This window comes from Rugamonas rubra, from assembly GCF_900114705.1.
Lineage (GTDB): Bacteria > Pseudomonadota > Gammaproteobacteria > Burkholderiales > Burkholderiaceae_D > Rugamonas > Rugamonas rubra.
Map to the genome: position 1 here is coordinate 140,961 of NZ_FOTW01000019.1, position 15,215 is coordinate 156,175.

Consider the following 15,215-nt stretch of genomic DNA (forward strand, 5'->3'; position numbering starts at 1 on the left):
CGGCCAGCAGGAGCATGTCGGGCGGCTTGGCGTTGCGGTGTGGTAAATTGGTTCAAATTAGAACCGTGTGCCGCGCCTGCGGCACCGCCCATCCAACTTCTTGAGCCGCCATGAAACAACCCTCCTCACCCCACGGCACCCAGGCCTGGCTGTCCGTGATCCGCTCCTACAACCTGTGCGAGATGGTGGTCGGCGCGCGCCTGGCCGAGATCGACCTGCGCATCGGCGACCTCGAGGTGCTGGCCACGCTGGCGACCAAGCCCGGCCTGAGCCAGCGCGAACTGGCGGCGCGCTGCTTCGTCACCAAGAGCGGCGTCAGCATGCTGTTGACGCAGATGGAGGCGCGCCACTGGGTGCGGCGCGAGGACGATCCGGCCGACGCCCGCGCCAAGCGGCTGTTTTTGACCGAGCAGGGCATGGCCCTGGCGGCGCGCGCCATGCGCGTCCAGTCGGAGGTGGTGACGGCGATGGTGGCGGGCAGCTCGCCGGCCGAGCTCGCCGTGGTGGGCGCGGTGATGGAGCGCGCCTCGGCGCAGCTGGAGGCGCTGCTGCAGGCGGACCGCCGGCGCGCCTGAGCCGTCCGGCCCGGGCGGCGGCCTATTTCGCCGGCGCCGCGGCCTGCGCCGCCAGCAGGGCGGCGATCACATCGGCCGGCGCGACCACGCCGTGCCGGCCCTTCAACACGCCCTTCGAGGTGCCCTCGGCGACGATCCGGTCCTTGATCGAGAAGCGGTGCGTCATGTAGAAGTGCCGCTCGTCCCAATGGCTCAGGTGCAAGGTGGCGGTGAAGCGCTGGAACACGCCGAGCGACTTGCGGTAGTTCATCGTGTGCTCGGTGATGATCGGCATCCAGCCGCGCTGCAGCATGATGCGCGCCAAGCCGGAGCGGATGAACAGGTCGACCCGGTTCAGGTCGCACAAGGTCAGGTAGCGGCCGTTGTTGACGTGCAGGTTGAGGTCCAGGTCGTTGGGAAAGGTCAGCAGCGACAGCTCGCTGGTGGCCGGGCCGACCGGCAGGCGGGGGCGGAAGAAGGAGCTGAGCAACACATACAACAGGCGGACGAACAGATTCATGGCGATACTCCGATGGGATGCGCGGGTTGGTTCAATATTGAACATTATAGTTCAATATTGAACCAAGTGCCGGACTGCCGCGAGCCGCGCCTGCCGAACACTGATCGGGCGACCGAGCGGATACCCGGCGCGATCTGCATGCGCTGTTGACAAGGCGGCTCTTGCGCGGCACTTGAATCCGGACTTGCCGGATACCCATGAGGAAGGTGCCGCGAAAGTGAAATACACGCGCTCCTTACAACAGCCGGCGTCCGCCGCGCCACATCCGCCACAGCCCCCTTGTTGATAGGCAAGATCATCCTGTATCGTGTTGTCTTTCCCTGCCGATGAATTGAATTGGCAACAATGACAACCCTAGCCCTATCGGAGACAGCAATGGCAGGTCAAGAAGTCACATTCGACGAGGTCGCGGCGGCGGCCACCAGCCTGCAGAACGACGGCGAGCGGGTGACCATCGAGGCCGTCTCCGACTTGCTTGGCGGCGCCGCCCCGGCCAGCGTGCACCAGCACCTGACGGCGTGGCGCGCCAGCGGCGCCAAGCCGGCGGAAGTGGCCACGCCGGAACTGCCGGAGGCGCTGCTGGACGCGTTGGGCGGCTGGGCGCGGCAATTCGCCGTCGACTCCGGCGCCGGCAGCCAGGACGCGCTGGCGCAATCGCAGCGCGACGTCGAGGAGCTGCTGGCGCAGGTGGCCAGCCTGATGGCGGCCCGCGACGAGGCCCTGGCCACCCTGGAGGAGCGCGGCGAGAGCATCGCCCGCCTGACCGCCGAGCTGCGCGACGCCCGCAACGTCGCCACCGACGCCCTGGTCGGCAAGGCCAAGGACCGCCTGGCCATCGACGGCAAGGACAACCAGTTGGCCGACCTGCGCGCGCAGATCGAGCGCAACGTGGCGGCCTCGGCGGCCGAGTCGGACGCCCGCCTGAGCGCCGAGATGGAGCTGGTCGGCGCCGTCACCGCGCGCGACAACTTCGCCGCCGAGATCAAGGAGCTGCGCGCCCAGCTCGACGCCGCCCAGGCCGAGCGGCGCGGCGCGCGCGCCTAGCTAGCGCCGCCGGCGCGCCTACTCGAAGCCGAGCCGCTTGGCGGCCGACAACACGCGCACCACGTCGATGGTGGCGCTGGAGAAGGGGCTGCCGTGGCCGAGCGCCTGCTCGGCCCGCACATACTCGCCCTTGTTGATCAGCTCGCCGACCTGGCCGGCGACGCGGTGGAAGCGCGCGTGCTGCTCGACCAGCGCGGTGAAGCTGGCGCGGCCGCGCAGGCGCTGGCCGTCGGCGTGGATCCATTTGCCCAGCGCGCAGCAGTCGTCGCGCGCCAGCGTCTTGACGTCGACCCTGCCGCCCTGCTCGATGGCGTCGCGCAGCTTGACCTTCCACTGGCGGTGGGCGTCGATGATGCCGTCGACGTCGATCCCCTCGACCAGCGCGGCGGCGCGCTGGCCGGGCAGGCGGAACTCGTCGACCTGGGCGGCCAGCCGCACGGCCACCTCGCGCTGGGTGCCGGCGGCGGCGGCGGTCTGCTCGACCAGCAGCGCGTTGGCCTGGGTGTCCCGGTCGAGCTCGGCGACGGCCGCGCCGATCTGGCCGATGCCCGCGCTCTGCTCGCGCGCGCCGTTGGCCACGTCGTCGAGCAGGCTCTTGATGTGCGCCGCGTTCTCGACGATCTCGCCGATCGCCTGGCCGGCCTGGCGCACCACCTCGGTGCCGGCGCGCACCTCCCGCGAGCTGCGGGTGATCAGCTCCTTGACCTGGCGCGCCGCGTCGGCGCTGCGCCCGGCCAGCGCGCGCACCTCGGTGGCGACGACGGCGAAGCCGCGGCCCTGCTCGCCGGCGCGCGCCGCCTCGACGGCCGCGTTCAGGGCCAGGATGTTGGTCTGGAAGGCGATCCCGTCGATCACCCCGATGATCTCGCCGATCTGCTTCGACGAGGCCTCGATGCCCTCCATGGTCGCCACCACGGTGTGCATCACCTGGCCGCCGCGGGTGGCGGTGGCGGCGTTGGCGATCGAGATGGCGGAGGCCTGGCGCACCGCGTCGGCGGTCATTTGCACCGTCGAGGTGGTCTGCTCCAGCGCCGCCGACGACTGCTCCAGCGCCGAGGCGGCCGATTCGGTGCGGGCCGACAGCTCGCGCGTGCCCTGGGCGATGCCGATGCTCGAGGCCACCACGTGGTCGCTGGCCTGCTGCACCTGCTGCACGGTGTCGCGCAGCGCCTTTTGCATGTTGCCCAGCTCGCGCAGCAGGCCGGCCAGCTCGTCGCGGCCGGCGTCGTCGATCTCGGCGCGCAGGTCGCCCATCGAGATGGCGATCAGCTCGTGGCGCACCCGCTTGAAGCCGCTCAGCATCGACTGGTAGAAGCCGACGCACAGGTAGGCCGCCAGCAGCACGCCGAGCAGGCACAGCGCCAGCGTGCTGTAGAGGGCGCGCAGCAGCGCCGACTCGCGCTCGGCCAGCATCCGGTCGAGTATCGCCAGGTTCTGGCCGACCTCGCCGAACTGCAGCGCGATGGCCGCGTTCAGCTGCGCGCCGAAGGCGGCGCGGTCGGCCGCGAGCTCGCTCTGGCCGGGCGGGAAGGTGCTGCGCAGCGTGGCGAACACCGCCGCCACCGCCGACTCGACCTCGCCGCGCCGCACCTGCGCGTGCTCCGGCGCGGCGCGCGCCACCAGGGCCAGGTCGGCCAGCGCCAGCGCCTGCTCGTGTTCGGCCACGGCCAGGCGGCGCTGCAGCAGCGCGCCCTGCTGTGCGTCGATACTGCCCGTCTTCAGGGCGGCGCGCCCCAGCGAGCGCAGTTCCGACATCTGCCGGATCACCTGCGGGCCGTGCAGCAGGGTCGCGCTCATCAGGCGGTAGGTGGCCAGGTTCGGGTCGAGCGCCAGGCCCGAGCTGTCGGTCACGTTGTCGGCCAGCCGGGCCAGCGCCAGGTCGAGCGCGCTCAGCTTCTGGTAGGCCTCGTCGGCCGAGGCGAAGCCGGCCTGCGCCGCCCGATAGGCCTCGCGCAGCGCCGCCATCTCGGCCGTGGCGCCGAGCGGATTGTCGGCCGCCGCGGCGTAACCGTCGACGCGCCGGTAGGCCGCCTCGAACGCCTGGCGCCGTTCGGCCAGCCCCTCGGCCGCCTCGCCCTGCGCCGCGTTGCGGGCCAGCAGGCGCCAGCCGATGGCCGCCTCGCGCGCCTGGTACAGCGGCTGCACGAAACGCAGGCCGGTGCGCTCCAGGCGCACGACGCGCAGATCCTGCATGGCGGCCGTGTGGTAGACGCAGAGCAGCCAGAGCAGGGGCACCATGAAGCCGAGGGAGATCAGGGAAAACTTGCCGGGGAAGCGCAGGCGGCGCATCAGCCGCGAGCCGGGGGTCCAGACGGACAGGGAGAGGATTCGATCCACCAATTGTTTCATGCTCACGCTCGCGAAAATGTAGTCGATATCGAGTTTGCTCCTTCCTCTCGATGATTGACACCCATCCAGGCGCCGTGGCGCGGTTTGACGGCAAAGATCGCCGCAAACCGCGTCTAGGTATTGTGTAAAAGCAACGGAATATTATTGCCTATGTAATGTTGCCGGTTGCGTCGCGGCGCGCTCCATGCCGCGCGCGTGCGCTCAGTCCAGGAAGTCCGAGTACTCCTTCTGCGCATAGCCCTTCAGCCGCTGCCACGGCAGCGCGCCGCTGGTGCCGGCCTGCACCGTCAGGTCGACCCGGTTGAAGAAGGTCGCCGCCTTGTCGCCGCTTTCGATGACCAGCGGGATCTGCCGCTTGTCGTCCCACAGCACGCGCTCGAACAAGCCCTTGTCCTCGCGCTCGCGCCAGCGCGCGCCGGCCACCGTCGAGACGCGCGCCGACAGCGGCATCGCCTTCAGACGCGTCGAGTCGAGCAGGTAGTAGGCGTGGTCCCAGGAACCGTCGAAACCGACGTTGCCGAACTCGGCCGGCGGAATCGCGATCAGCTCCTTGGCGCGGACGTCGACGAATTCCACCCGGGCTTGACCGTTTTCCAACGCCACGTGGCGCGGCAGCACCACATGGTTGAAATGCTTGTGCTCGGCGGCGACGCGGCCGGCGGCCTGGTTCGTCGGCTTGGCGGCGTGCTCGTGGTGCTTCTCGGCGCCGGCCGGCAGCACGCGCGCGGTCCAGACGTGGCCGGCGCGGCGCAGCATGGTTTCCTCGTAGCGCGCTTCACGGCTCACGCCCTCGGGCGTGACGACCTTGCTGTAGTAGCTGATGCGCAAGTCCAGATCCGCGCCGGTTGTGCCGGCGGCTGGCGCGGCCCGGGCGCTTGCCGCCAGGCACAGCGTTGTGATGAGTAAGGGGAGCAGGGGGAGGCGTTTCATGTGGCTCTTTAAATGAAAACGGGAGCGGACACCTGTCCGCTCCCTTGACGATCAGCGCGAAGCCGACGAATCAGTCGATCACAGGCCGAAGGCCGACTTGAGCAGGCTGAACACCTTGGTGTTGTCCAGCGTGCCCTTGAACGGCTTGGCGCCGGCGCCGGTGGCGAACAGCTTGACGTCGCCGCCGCCGTGGGTTTCGCTGGCCAGACGCACGCCGGTTTCCTGCAGATAGTTGTCGGCCAGGACGGTGGCGCTGTCCAGGCTGGCACGGGTGTTCGGACGGTTCGGGCCGTTGCCGAACACCAGGGTGGTGTAGCTGTTGCCGTCGGCGTCCTTGCTCGGCAGCTTGTCCTTGTAGCCCCGGTTGATGTCCAGGATAGGATTGCCGCGCTTGGCGTAGCCGTTGAAGGCCAGCGTGTGGTCGTGGTCGGCGGTGACCACGATCAGCGTGTTGGCCAGGGTCGGATCGCTCAGCTTGGCCTTGTCCAGCGCCGCCTTGATGGCGTCGTCGAAGGCGATGGTGTCGGTCAGCGCGCGCTTGGCGTTGGTGCCGTGCAGGGCGTGGTCGATGCGGCCGCCCTCGACCATCAGGAAGTAGCCGTCCTTGTTCTGCGCCAGCAAATCCATCGCCTTGACGGTCATCTCGGCCAGGCTGGGCTGGCTTGCGCCCTCGCCCAGCGGCGGCGTGGCGCTGCGGTCGAGCTCATATTCCAGGTGGCTCTTGCTGCTGTACAGGCCGATGAACTTCTTGCCGGCGGCGGCCGCGTTCATTTCCGTCTTGTTGGCGGCCACGACGTAGCCCTTGGCCGCCATCTCGGTCAGCAGGTTGCGGCCGTCGGCGCGGCCGGTCTTGTTGCTGGCGGCGTCGAACGGGGTGAAGTGGTTGCGGCCGCCACCCATCAACACGTCGACGCCGTCGAGCAGGGCGGCGTTGTAGCCGGCGCCGCCCGGAACCAGCTGGGCGGCGATGGCGTACTGGGCGTTGCGGTTGCAGATGTGCGAGAAGGTCGCCGCCGGCGTGGCATGGGTCAGCTCGGTGGTGGTGATCGAGCCGACCGCCTTGCCCTTGGCCTTGGCCAGCTCCAGGATGGTCACTGCGGTGCTGCCGTTGCCGGCGGCGCAGTTGTTGACGCCCAGGTTGCCGTTGGCGTCCTTGCCGGGATTGGTGGCGACGGTGTTGGCCGACATCGAGATGACCTCGTTGTTCATCTTCACGCCGGTCATATAGGCGGCCATCGACGGTGCGCTGTCGGTGGTCTGGGCGTCGTTCGAGTAGGTCTTGACGCGCGCCGTGCGCTCCAGCTTGTCCATCGCCAGGCTGCCGTCCTCGCCGTATTTGTAGATGCGCGAGGCGGTGATGGTCGACGGCCCCATGCCGTCGCCGAGGAAGAAGATGATGTTCTTGGCTTCGCCGGCGGCCTGGGCGGCGTTGGCGAAGGACAGCGCCAGCGCGGCGGCTAACAGTGTACGTTTCATGTGCAAAATTCCGTTCTTAAAGTATGCGTGACAGCGTGGCTTACAGGCCAGCGGCGTTTTTCACCAGACCGAACACCTTGGTGTTGTCGATGGTGCCGAGGAAGCTCTCCGAGCCCTTGCCGATGGCGCCGAGGAAGACGTCGGTGCCGCCGTGGGTCTCGTTGCCGGCGCTGACGCGGATCGCCGCCTCCTGGTGGTAGGTGGCGGCGCCGGTGACGCTGTCGTCCAGCGCGGACTGGCCGGCGCGGCTGGCCTGGACGCGGTTTTCGCCGTTGCCGAAGCCGATGATCGAGTAGGGCGCGCCGTCCAAGTCCTTCTCCACCGCGCCGGTGACGTAGTTCTTCACCACGCCGAGCACGCCGGCGTTGCCGCTGGCGGTCTTGCCGGTGCGCTTGGCGTAGCCGTTGAGCACCAGCGTGTGGTCGTGGTCGGCGGTGACCACGATGGTGGTGTTCTTCAGTTCCGGATCGGTCAGCTTGGCCTTGGCGATGGCGGCCTTGATGGCGTTGTCGAAGGCGACGGTGTCCTGCAGCGCCTTCTTGGCGGTGGTTTCATGCAGCGCGTGGTCGATGCGGCCGCCCTCGACCATCAGGAAGTAGCCCTTGCTGTTCTTCGACAGCACGTCCATCGCCTTGGTGGTCATCTCGGCCAGGCTCGGTTCCTTGGCCGGGTCGCGGTCCAGGTCGTAGCTCATGTGGCTGGAGGTGAACAGGCCCAGCAGCTTGTCGGTCTTGGCGCCGTCGATGGCGTTGAACTCGCTGCTGTTGCTGGCGAAGGCGTAGTTCTTCGCCTTCATCTCGGCGATCAGGTCGCGGCCGTCGGCGCGCTTGCCGCCGTCCTTGACCGGCTTGAAGAACTGGCTGCCGCCGCCCAGCAGGACGTCCAGGCCGGTGCTGCCCAGCGCGCTGTTGAAGCCGCTGCCGCCCGGCACGACGGCCGCGGCGATGTCGTTTTCCAGGTCGCGGTGGCAGATGTGCGAGTAGGTCGCCGCCGGCGTGGCGTGGGTGACGCGGGTGGTGGTGACCACGCCGGTGGACAGGCCGGCCGCCTTCGACACTTCCAGCAGGGTGGTGACCGGGCTGCCGTTCTTGCTGCCGCAGTTGTTGCCCAGCTTGTTGCCGGCGGCGTCGGCGATCGGGTCGACGGCGACGGTGTCGGCCGACATCGACAACACCTCGTTGTTCATCTTCACGCCGGTCATGTAGGCCGACATCGACGGCGCGCTGTCGGTGACCTGGGCGTCGTTCGAGAAGGTTTTGACGAAGGCGCTTTCCGGCAGGGTGTCGATGGTCAGTTCGCCGTCCTCGCCCACCGAGTAGATGCGCGCGGCGGTCAGGGTGGTCAGGCCCATGCCGTCGCCGAGGAAGAAGATGACGTTTTTCGGCGCGGCGGCCACTGGGGGCGTCGGGCTTGCCGCCGTCGGGGTGTCGCTGCTGCAACCAGCGATCAGGGCGGCGCTCAATCCAGCAATGAAAAGGGACTTGCGGTTCATGTTGTCAATCCGGCTGTGTTGGGGAAGCTATCAACATAGCAATTCCTTGTGACCGGGTGATGACTTGATAGCTGCGCTGAAAGTCTTAACTTGGGCGGGCTTTTTTTGGGGAGGGACGGAACCGAACCGCCGACAGAGCAAATCCGCCATGCCGCTTGCCCTCCTTTCTGCATGAAGCTTGCAAATATGCCAAGCGTGGTATTATTCGCGCGGCAATGTTGTTACGTCTATCATCCGACGGGCACGGCTACGTCCGTGTTTTCCTGTCATTTCCTTATATCACTGGAGTTCTACATGGCTAGCCTAGAGCAGACGTCCCTGCTTGCCTCGCATCGTTCCACAGGTTTCGATTACATCCGCATAGTGTTGTCTATAGCTATCATTGCTTGGCATTCCGTTCTGGTCACTATGGGCCCAGCGGCGGAAGTTCCGTTCTACTCTGGACCGCTCAGGCCCATGCTGCATTTCCTTGTGCCCAGTTTTTTTGCTTTGAGCGGTTACCTTGTGGCCGGCAGCCTGCTGCGCACCGATCATTTGCCGACTTTCCTGACGCTGCGCGTGCTGCGCATCTTTCCAGCCTTGTGCTGTGAGGTCGTCATTTCCGCCCTCATTATCGGTACGCTGTTGACCACTTTGCCATTGGCCGACTACTTTTCAGACCGGGTTTTCCATCGTTATTTCCTCAATGTTATTGGCGAAATACGCTACCACTTGCCCGGCGTATTCGCATCCAATACGACAACCACGGTCAATGTTCAACTTTGGACGATACCTTATGAACTAAAGTGCTACATCGGCATATCGCTGGTTTCCTGGTTGACACTGCACCGCCGCCCTAGGATTTTTGTCGCCTTGCTGATAGTGGCGACCTTACTGCTGACCGTGATGAATTATTCTCATTTCTGGGAAATGGATTATGCTGGCCGCCCTACAGGCCGCTCGGTAGTGTTGGCTTTCTTGTGGGGCGTGGCGTTTTACTTGCTTCGCACAAAGATTCCTCACAACATCTATTTGTTCTGCGCTGCGCTGGCGGCAAGCTGGATGTTTTTAAAGCAGCCTGAGACCGAGTTCTTAGCGTCGCCAGCGCTGGCCTACGTCACCGTTTACGTGGGTTTGCTGCAGGTCCGTCGAACGTTCCTCTTGCTTGCCGGTGACATTTCATATGGCATCTACTTGTATGGTTTTGTGATCCAGCAAGCCGTTTATCAGCTGCTGCCGAATTATCGGGCCTGGCACGAGAATTTCTTGATTTCGCTGGCGATTGCATGCGTTTTTGGCTATGTTTCATGGGTAGGCGTCGAATCGCCGGCACTTGGCAAGAAAAAGGTAGTGGTGCAATTTGTCAAATCGCTGTCCGACCGACTGGAGGCATTCGCCCGCAGAAGCGTGCGCTCCTCGTAATGGATGCCTGGCGTGCGCAGTCGCTTCATTTGGAGCCTGCCGTCAACGCAAGGTAGCGCTAAAAGCCACAAGCCGTTTCGCTTGCGGCTTTTAGTATTCTCTGCACGGGAAAGTCTGGTTTGCTCGCGCCTTCAGACTTCTGCGTGTCGCGGATATTAATGTTGAACGAAAAGGCAGGGCTTGTTTGCTTGAGGGGTGGGGCTGATATGGGTCGGCCACGGGCGGGAGGCTGCAGAAACAAAAACGCCACCCGAGGGTGGCTTTAGCGTTTTTATTCTTGGTGGCCCGGGGCGGAATCGAACCACCGACACAAGGATTTTCAATCCTCTGCTCTACCAACTGAGCTACCAGGCCAAGGAGCAGAATTATAGCAGGCCGCAACGAAATTGCAAGGGACTGCGGAAACTATTTACCGCACGGGGGCGGGGCGGTGGCGCCGGCCGTCCCGCCCCCCGCGCCGGCGCGCTCGATTCCGCTGGGCTACAGGGGCTATAATGCTCGGATGAACAGTCCATCCTCCCCCTCCGTGCGGCGCTTCATCCAGAGTGATATTTGCATCGTCGGCAACGGCGCCATCGCCAAGACGGCGGCACTCGGATTCGCCCAGGCCGGGCAGAGTGTCACCCTGCTGTGTCCGCCGGCGCCGCCGGCTTCGGCTTCGGCCGGCGCCGACCCCGGCTGGGACGTGCGCGTCTTCGCCCTCAACCACACCGCCTTCCACCTGCTGTCCGCCCTCAAGGTGTGGGGCGCGCTCGACGCCGCCCGCGTCGCCCCGGTCGACGCCATGCTGGTCAACGGCGACGGCGCCCAGGCCGGCGCGCTCGGCTTCGACGCCTACGGCGCCCACACCGGCACGCTGGCCTGGATCGTCGAGGACCGCAACCTGAACCAGGCGCTCGACGCCGCGCTGCGCTTCGCCCAGAACGTGAGCATGGTGCAGGGCCGCGCCACCGGCCTGCTGCGCGGCGCCGAGCATGCCACCGTGCACCTGGACGACGGCTCGTCCATCCAGGCCGCGCTGGTGGTCGGCGCCGACGGCGCCCAGTCCTGGGTGCGCGGCCAGTGCGACATCGGCATGGACTACCGCTCCTACGGCCAGTGCGCCGTGGTGTCGAACTTCCACTGCGAGCGGCCGCACCACGGCGCCGCGCAGCAGTGGTTCACCGGCGCCGAGGGCATCGTCGCCCTGCTGCCGCTGCCGGGCGACATGGTCTCGCTGGTCTGGTCGGCGCCCGAGGCGCTGGCCGCCACGCTGCGCGCCGAGTCGGCCGAACAGCTGGCCGCCCGCCTGGCGCCGTTCGCCGACGCCAAGCTGGGCAAGCTGACGCCGCTGCGGCCGGAGCTGGTGCGCGACTTCCCGCTGCGCCTGATGCGCCCGCACAGCATGGTCTCGGGCCGCGTCGCCCTGGTCGGCGACGCCGCCCACGTGGTCCACCCGCTGGCCGGCCACGGCATGAACCTGGGTTTCGCCGACGTCGAGCAGCTGGTGCGCTGCGTCGCCGAGCGCGAGGCGCAGCGCGGCATCGGCGACGAGCGCGTGCTGGCCCGCTACGCCCGTGCCCGCAAGGAGGACGTGCTGCTGATGCAGCTCGCCACCGACGGTTTGGCGCGCCTGTTCGGCGCCGATTTGGAGCCGCTGCGCGTGGTTCGCAATTTCGGATTAAACTTGCTGGATAAACTGCCCGGGCTCAAGCGCCGGCTGATCTCGCACGCCCTCGGCAAGCAGGGCTGAGCGGATCGCGCCGGGCCCGCCCCGGCGGCATTGGAACCAAGCGCGCGCCGGCCTTTGCCGGCGCGCGTCGTGTAGTCGTCATCGGAGATGGTATGAGAAAGAGCAAGATCGCCCTGTTGTTATTGTCCGCGCTGGTCGCGTCCTGCGTCGGCGCCGAAACGCCGGTCGAGGAAACCATCAAAAAACTCATCGAGCCGCGCCTGGGCGACGGCATCAAGGTCGACTCGGTCAAGGCCACGCCCTACGGCGGCCTGTACGAGATCCGCTTCAACGGCGAGATCCTCTACACCGACAAGAGCGCCACCTACCTGTTCTCCGGCCACGTCTACGACGCCGTCAACTCGGTCGACCTGACCAAGAAGCGCCTCGACGAGATCAACCAGATCAAGTTCTCCGACCTGCCGCTGCAGCACGCGCTGAAGACCGTCAAGGGCGACGGCAAGCGCGTCATCGCCGTCTTCGAGGACCCCAACTGCGGCTACTGCAAGCGCTTCCGCCAGACCACGATGAAGGACCTGGACAACGTCACCGTCTACACCTTCATGTACAACATCCTGTCCGACGACTCCTTCGTCAAGTCGAAGAACATCTGGTGCGCGCCGGACCGCAACAAGGCCTGGGACGACTGGATGTTGTCCGGCAAGGCCGCGCCGGCCGCGCCGGCCGGCTGCGCCAGCACGCCCAACGAGGCGGTGGTCGAACTGGGCCACAAGCTGCGCATCAACGGCACGCCGGCCATCTTCTTCGCCGACGGCAGCCGCATCCCCGGCGCCATCGACCTGAAGGCGCTGGAAGCCAAGCTCGCATCGATCAAGCAGTAAATCCGTTTTCGCGGGCCGCCGTTGGCGCGGCCCGCCGCATCCCTTAGCTTCCATTTTGCTGCACCCGGCATCACCGATGGTCCATGACAAAAGCGGGGTTCACCCGCTGCCTCACGGCGCGCCGCCGTACGCGCGTCGCCCGCTGTCCCGGCTTTCACTCCTCCAATCAGAACCCCGCCCCAAGGAGCACACTAGATGATCACCCTGAATATCAACGGCAAAGACATGCAGGTGGACGCCGATCCCTCGACCCCCATCCTGTGGGCGCTGCGCGACAACCTGAACCTGACCGGCACCAAATTCGGCTGCGGCGCGGCGCTGTGCGGCGCCTGCACCGTGCACCTGGCCGGCCAGCCGATCCGCTCCTGCATCACGCCGATCTCGGCCGCCGTCGGGCAGAAGATCACCACCATCGAGGCGATGGAGTCGGACAAGGTCGGCAAGGCGGTGCAGGAGGCCTGGGTCAAGCACGACGTGCCGCAATGCGGCTACTGTCAAAGCGGCCAGGTGATGAGCGCCACCGCGCTGCTGCGCTCCAACAAGGCGCCCAGCGACGCCGACATCGACAACGCCATGAGCGGCAACATCTGCCGCTGCGGCACCTATCAACGCATCCGCGCCGCCATCAAAGACGCCGCCAAAACCATCGCCTAAGGGGAATGACATGCGCACTGAATGGCTGAATCAAGAATCGATGCAAACGGAAGCGGCCGCCTCCACGCCGGCGGGCGGCCTGTCGCGGCGCGGCTTCATGAAGGCCGGCGCGGTGCTGGGCGGCGGCCTGGTGCTGGGCTTCTTCATCCCCGGCGCCAACAAGTTCGCCAACGCGCAGGCCGGCAAGACGGTGTTCCAGCCGAACGCCTTCCTGCACATCGCGGCGGACAACAGCATCACCGTGCAGGTCAACCGGCTCGAATTCGGCCAGGGCGTGCATACCGCCTTGCCGATGCTGATCGCCGAGGAGCTCGACGCCGACTGGGCGCAGATGCGCGGCGCGCTGGCGCCGGCCGGCGACCAGTACAAGGACCCGGCCTTCGGCATCCAGATGACCGGCGGCTCGGGCACCATCAACCACTCCTTCATGCAGTACCGCGAAATCGGCGCCAAGGCGCGCGCCATGCTGGTGGCCGCCGCCGCCGAGCAGTGGAAGGTGGCGCCGGAGCAGGTCAAGGTCGCCAAGGGCGTGCTGAGCGGACCGGCCGGGCAAAAGTCCAACTTCGGCGCGCTGGCCGACGCCGCCATGAAGCAGGCGGTCCCCGCCAGCGTCAAGCTGAAGGACGCCAAGGACTTCCGCATCATCGGCAAGCCGGTCAAGCGGCTCGACGCCCGCCTCAAATCGACCGGCAAGCAGGAGTTCGGCATCGACTTCAAGGCGCCCAACAGCAAGGTGGTGCTGGTGGCGCGGCCGCCGGTGTTCGGCGCCAAGGTCGCCAAGTTCAACGCCAGCAAGGCCAAGGCCATCAAGGGCGTGATCGAGGTGCTGGAAGTGGCCACCGACCGTGGCGGCCGTGGCCTGGCGGTGATCGCCGAGGGCTACTGGCCGGCCAAGCAGGGCCGCGACGCCCTGGTGGTGGAGTGGGACACCAGCGCGGTGGAGAAGGTCAGCAGCGACAAGCAGCTGGCCGAGTACAAGGAACTGGCGCAGAAGCCGGGCGTGTCGGCCAAGCAGGCTGACACCTCCAAGCTGGCGGCGGCACCGACCAAGATCACCGCCGTCTACGAGTTCCCCTATCTGGCGCACGCGCCGATGGAGCCGCTCAACTGCGTCATCGACCTGCGCGCCGACGGCTGCACCGTGTGGGCCGGCTCGCAGTTCCAGACCATCGACCAGGGCGCCATCGCCGCCACCGCCGGCCTCAAACCGGAGCAGGTGGTGCTCAACACGATGATGGCCGGCGGCGGCTTCGGCCGCCGCGCCGTGCCCACCTCGGACTACCTGGTCGAGGCGACCAATATCGCCAAGGCCTGGAACGCCAGCGGCAAATCCGGCCCGTTGAAGGTGGTGTGGAGCCGCGAGGACGACATCAAGGGCGGCTACTACCGTCCCTCGCACGTCCACCGCGCCGAACTGGGGCTGGACGACAAGGGCCACATCGTCGCCTGGAACCACACCATCGTCGGCCAGTCCATCATTTCCGGCACGCCGTTCGAGCCGATGATGGTCAAGAACGGCGTCGACCACACCATGGTCGAGGGCATGGGCGAACCGTATGAAGTGCCGATGAACCTGAGCGTCCACAACGTCAAGGCCAACGTGCCGGTGCTGTGGTGGCGTTCGGTCGGCTCGACCCACACCGCCTTCGTCATGGAGACGCTGATCGACGAGGCGGCCCACGCCGCCAAGATGGACCCGGTGGCCTACCGTCGCCAGCTGCTGGGCGAGAAGGCCAAGCGCCACCTGGCCGCGCTCGACCTGGCCGTGGCCAAGTCCGGCTACGGCAAGAAGGCGCTGCCGAAGGGCCAGGCCTGGGGCGTCGCGCTGCACGAGTCGTTCAACAGCGTGGTGGCCTACGTGGTCACCGCCTCGGTGAAGAACGGCGTGCCCAAGCTGCACAGCGTGACCGCCGGCGTGCACTGCAACCTGGCCGTCAACCCGCTGACCATCGAGGCGCAGGTGCAGGGCGCCGTGCTGATGGCGGTCGGCACCACCTTGCCGGGCGCCGCCATCACGCTCAAGGACGGCGTGGTCGAGCAGCAGAACTTCAGCGACTACCCGGTGGCGCGCATGCCGGACATGCCGCAGGTGGCGGTGCACATCGTGCCCTCGGCCGACGCGCCGACCGGCATGGGCGAACCGGGCTTGCCGCCGCTGGCGCCGGCCTACGCCAACGCCTTGTTCAAGTTGACCGGCAAGCGTTTGCGCAAGCTGCCGTTCGACCTGGCCTCGGCCTAAGCG

The 15,215-nt window shown here is 66.8% G+C and carries 12 protein-coding genes and 1 tRNA gene; 7 read left to right on the forward strand and 6 right to left on the reverse strand.

What is annotated here, in order from left to right; translation table 11 throughout:
* Nucleotides 1-110: 110 nt before the first annotated feature.
* Complete coding sequence (locus BM252_RS19930; RefSeq protein ID WP_093389424.1) at nt 111-575, forward strand: MarR family winged helix-turn-helix transcriptional regulator; 465 nt, start codon at nt 111-113, stop codon at nt 573-575.
* Nucleotides 576-597: 22 nt separating this feature from the next.
* Here BM252_RS19930 and BM252_RS19935 read toward each other — a convergent pair whose 3' ends face one another.
* The gene (locus BM252_RS19935; RefSeq protein WP_093389425.1) at nt 598-1,074 is read right to left on the reverse strand and encodes a thioesterase family protein; all 477 of its coding nucleotides are present in this window, start codon (nt 1,072-1,074) and stop codon (nt 598-600) included.
* Between the two features lie 375 nt (nt 1,075-1,449).
* Between BM252_RS19935 and BM252_RS19940 the strand changes: the two genes are divergently transcribed.
* Nucleotides 1,450-2,118 carry a DNA-binding protein gene (locus BM252_RS19940; protein WP_093389426.1) on the forward strand — a complete coding sequence of 223 codons (669 nt, stop codon included), beginning with the start codon at nt 1,450-1,452 and terminating at the stop codon, nt 2,116-2,118.
* 18 nt (nt 2,119-2,136) lie between these two features.
* Here BM252_RS19940 and BM252_RS19945 read toward each other — a convergent pair whose 3' ends face one another.
* The 4 genes from BM252_RS19945 to BM252_RS19960 all read right to left on the reverse strand — a co-directional run bounded on the left by BM252_RS19945 (nt 2,137) and on the right by BM252_RS19960 (nt 8,365).
* Nucleotides 2,137-4,467 carry a methyl-accepting chemotaxis protein gene (locus BM252_RS19945; protein WP_093389427.1) on the reverse strand — a complete coding sequence of 777 codons (2,331 nt, stop codon included), beginning with the start codon at nt 4,465-4,467 and terminating at the stop codon, nt 2,137-2,139.
* A gap of 201 nt (nt 4,468-4,668) precedes the next feature.
* On the reverse strand, nt 4,669-5,397 hold the full coding sequence (locus tag BM252_RS19950; RefSeq protein ID WP_093389428.1) for a hypothetical protein: 729 nt from the start codon (nt 5,395-5,397) through the stop codon (nt 4,669-4,671).
* A gap of 78 nt (nt 5,398-5,475) precedes the next feature.
* Nucleotides 5,476-6,873: an alkaline phosphatase gene (locus BM252_RS19955; protein WP_093389429.1), complete on the reverse strand. Its 1,398-nt coding sequence runs from the start codon at nt 6,871-6,873 to the stop codon at nt 5,476-5,478.
* 40 nt (nt 6,874-6,913) lie between these two features.
* Nucleotides 6,914-8,365, reverse strand: coding sequence for an alkaline phosphatase (locus tag BM252_RS19960; protein WP_093389430.1), 1,452 nt, complete (start codon nt 8,363-8,365; stop codon nt 6,914-6,916).
* A gap of 294 nt (nt 8,366-8,659) precedes the next feature.
* On the opposite strand from BM252_RS19960, the gene BM252_RS19965 reads away from it, so the two are divergent.
* A complete protein-coding gene (locus BM252_RS19965; protein ID WP_174900595.1) occupies nt 8,660-9,766 on the forward strand; it encodes an acyltransferase family protein in 1,107 nt (368 codons plus the stop codon).
* A gap of 278 nt (nt 9,767-10,044) precedes the next feature.
* On the opposite strand, the gene BM252_RS19970 is transcribed toward BM252_RS19965, so the two are convergent.
* A tRNA-Phe gene (locus BM252_RS19970) sits at nt 10,045-10,120 on the reverse strand.
* Between the two features lie 148 nt (nt 10,121-10,268).
* Here BM252_RS19970 and BM252_RS19975 point away from each other — a divergent pair.
* From BM252_RS19975 to BM252_RS19990, 4 genes are all read left to right on the forward strand, one after another.
* Nucleotides 10,269-11,498 (forward strand): FAD-dependent monooxygenase, encoded by a 1,230-nt coding sequence (locus BM252_RS19975; protein WP_093389432.1) that lies wholly within the window; start codon nt 10,269-10,271, stop codon nt 11,496-11,498.
* A 92-nt stretch (nt 11,499-11,590) separates the two neighbouring features.
* A complete protein-coding gene (locus BM252_RS19980) occupies nt 11,591-12,319 on the forward strand; it encodes a DsbC family protein (protein ID WP_093389433.1) in 729 nt (242 codons plus the stop codon).
* Nucleotides 12,320-12,514: 195 nt separating this feature from the next.
* Nucleotides 12,515-12,973: a (2Fe-2S)-binding protein gene (locus BM252_RS19985; RefSeq protein ID WP_093389434.1), complete on the forward strand. Its 459-nt coding sequence runs from the start codon at nt 12,515-12,517 to the stop codon at nt 12,971-12,973.
* A 10-nt stretch (nt 12,974-12,983) separates the two neighbouring features.
* On the forward strand, nt 12,984-15,212 hold the full coding sequence (locus BM252_RS19990; RefSeq protein WP_093389435.1) for a xanthine dehydrogenase family protein molybdopterin-binding subunit: 2,229 nt from the start codon (nt 12,984-12,986) through the stop codon (nt 15,210-15,212).
* Nucleotides 15,213-15,215: the final 3 nt, after the last annotated feature.

Bases quoted from the DNA above. Each gene is read 5' to 3' on its own strand.
- BM252_RS19965 (WP_174900595.1), top strand. From the start codon at position 8,660: ATGGCTAGCCTAGAGCAGACGTCCCTGCTTGCCTCGCATCGTTCCACA.
- BM252_RS19980 (WP_093389433.1), top strand. From the start codon at position 11,591: ATGAGAAAGAGCAAGATCGCCCTGTTGTTATTGTCCGCGCTGGTCGCG.
- BM252_RS19940 (WP_093389426.1), top strand. From the start codon at position 1,450: ATGGCAGGTCAAGAAGTCACATTCGACGAGGTCGCGGCGGCGGCCACC.
- BM252_RS19930 (WP_093389424.1), top strand. From the start codon at position 111: ATGAAACAACCCTCCTCACCCCACGGCACCCAGGCCTGGCTGTCCGTG.
- BM252_RS19935 (WP_093389425.1), bottom strand. From the start codon at position 1,074: ATGAATCTGTTCGTCCGCCTGTTGTATGTGTTGCTCAGCTCCTTCTTC.
- BM252_RS19960 (WP_093389430.1), bottom strand. From the start codon at position 8,365: ATGAACCGCAAGTCCCTTTTCATTGCTGGATTGAGCGCCGCCCTGATC.
- BM252_RS19975 (WP_093389432.1), top strand. From the start codon at position 10,269: ATGAACAGTCCATCCTCCCCCTCCGTGCGGCGCTTCATCCAGAGTGAT.
- BM252_RS19955 (WP_093389429.1), bottom strand. From the start codon at position 6,873: ATGAAACGTACACTGTTAGCCGCCGCGCTGGCGCTGTCCTTCGCCAAC.
- BM252_RS19950 (WP_093389428.1), bottom strand. From the start codon at position 5,397: ATGAAACGCCTCCCCCTGCTCCCCTTACTCATCACAACGCTGTGCCTG.
- BM252_RS19990 (WP_093389435.1), top strand. From the start codon at position 12,984: ATGCGCACTGAATGGCTGAATCAAGAATCGATGCAAACGGAAGCGGCC.
- BM252_RS19945 (WP_093389427.1), bottom strand. From the start codon at position 4,467: ATGAAACAATTGGTGGATCGAATCCTCTCCCTGTCCGTCTGGACCCCC.
- BM252_RS19985 (WP_093389434.1), top strand. From the start codon at position 12,515: ATGATCACCCTGAATATCAACGGCAAAGACATGCAGGTGGACGCCGAT.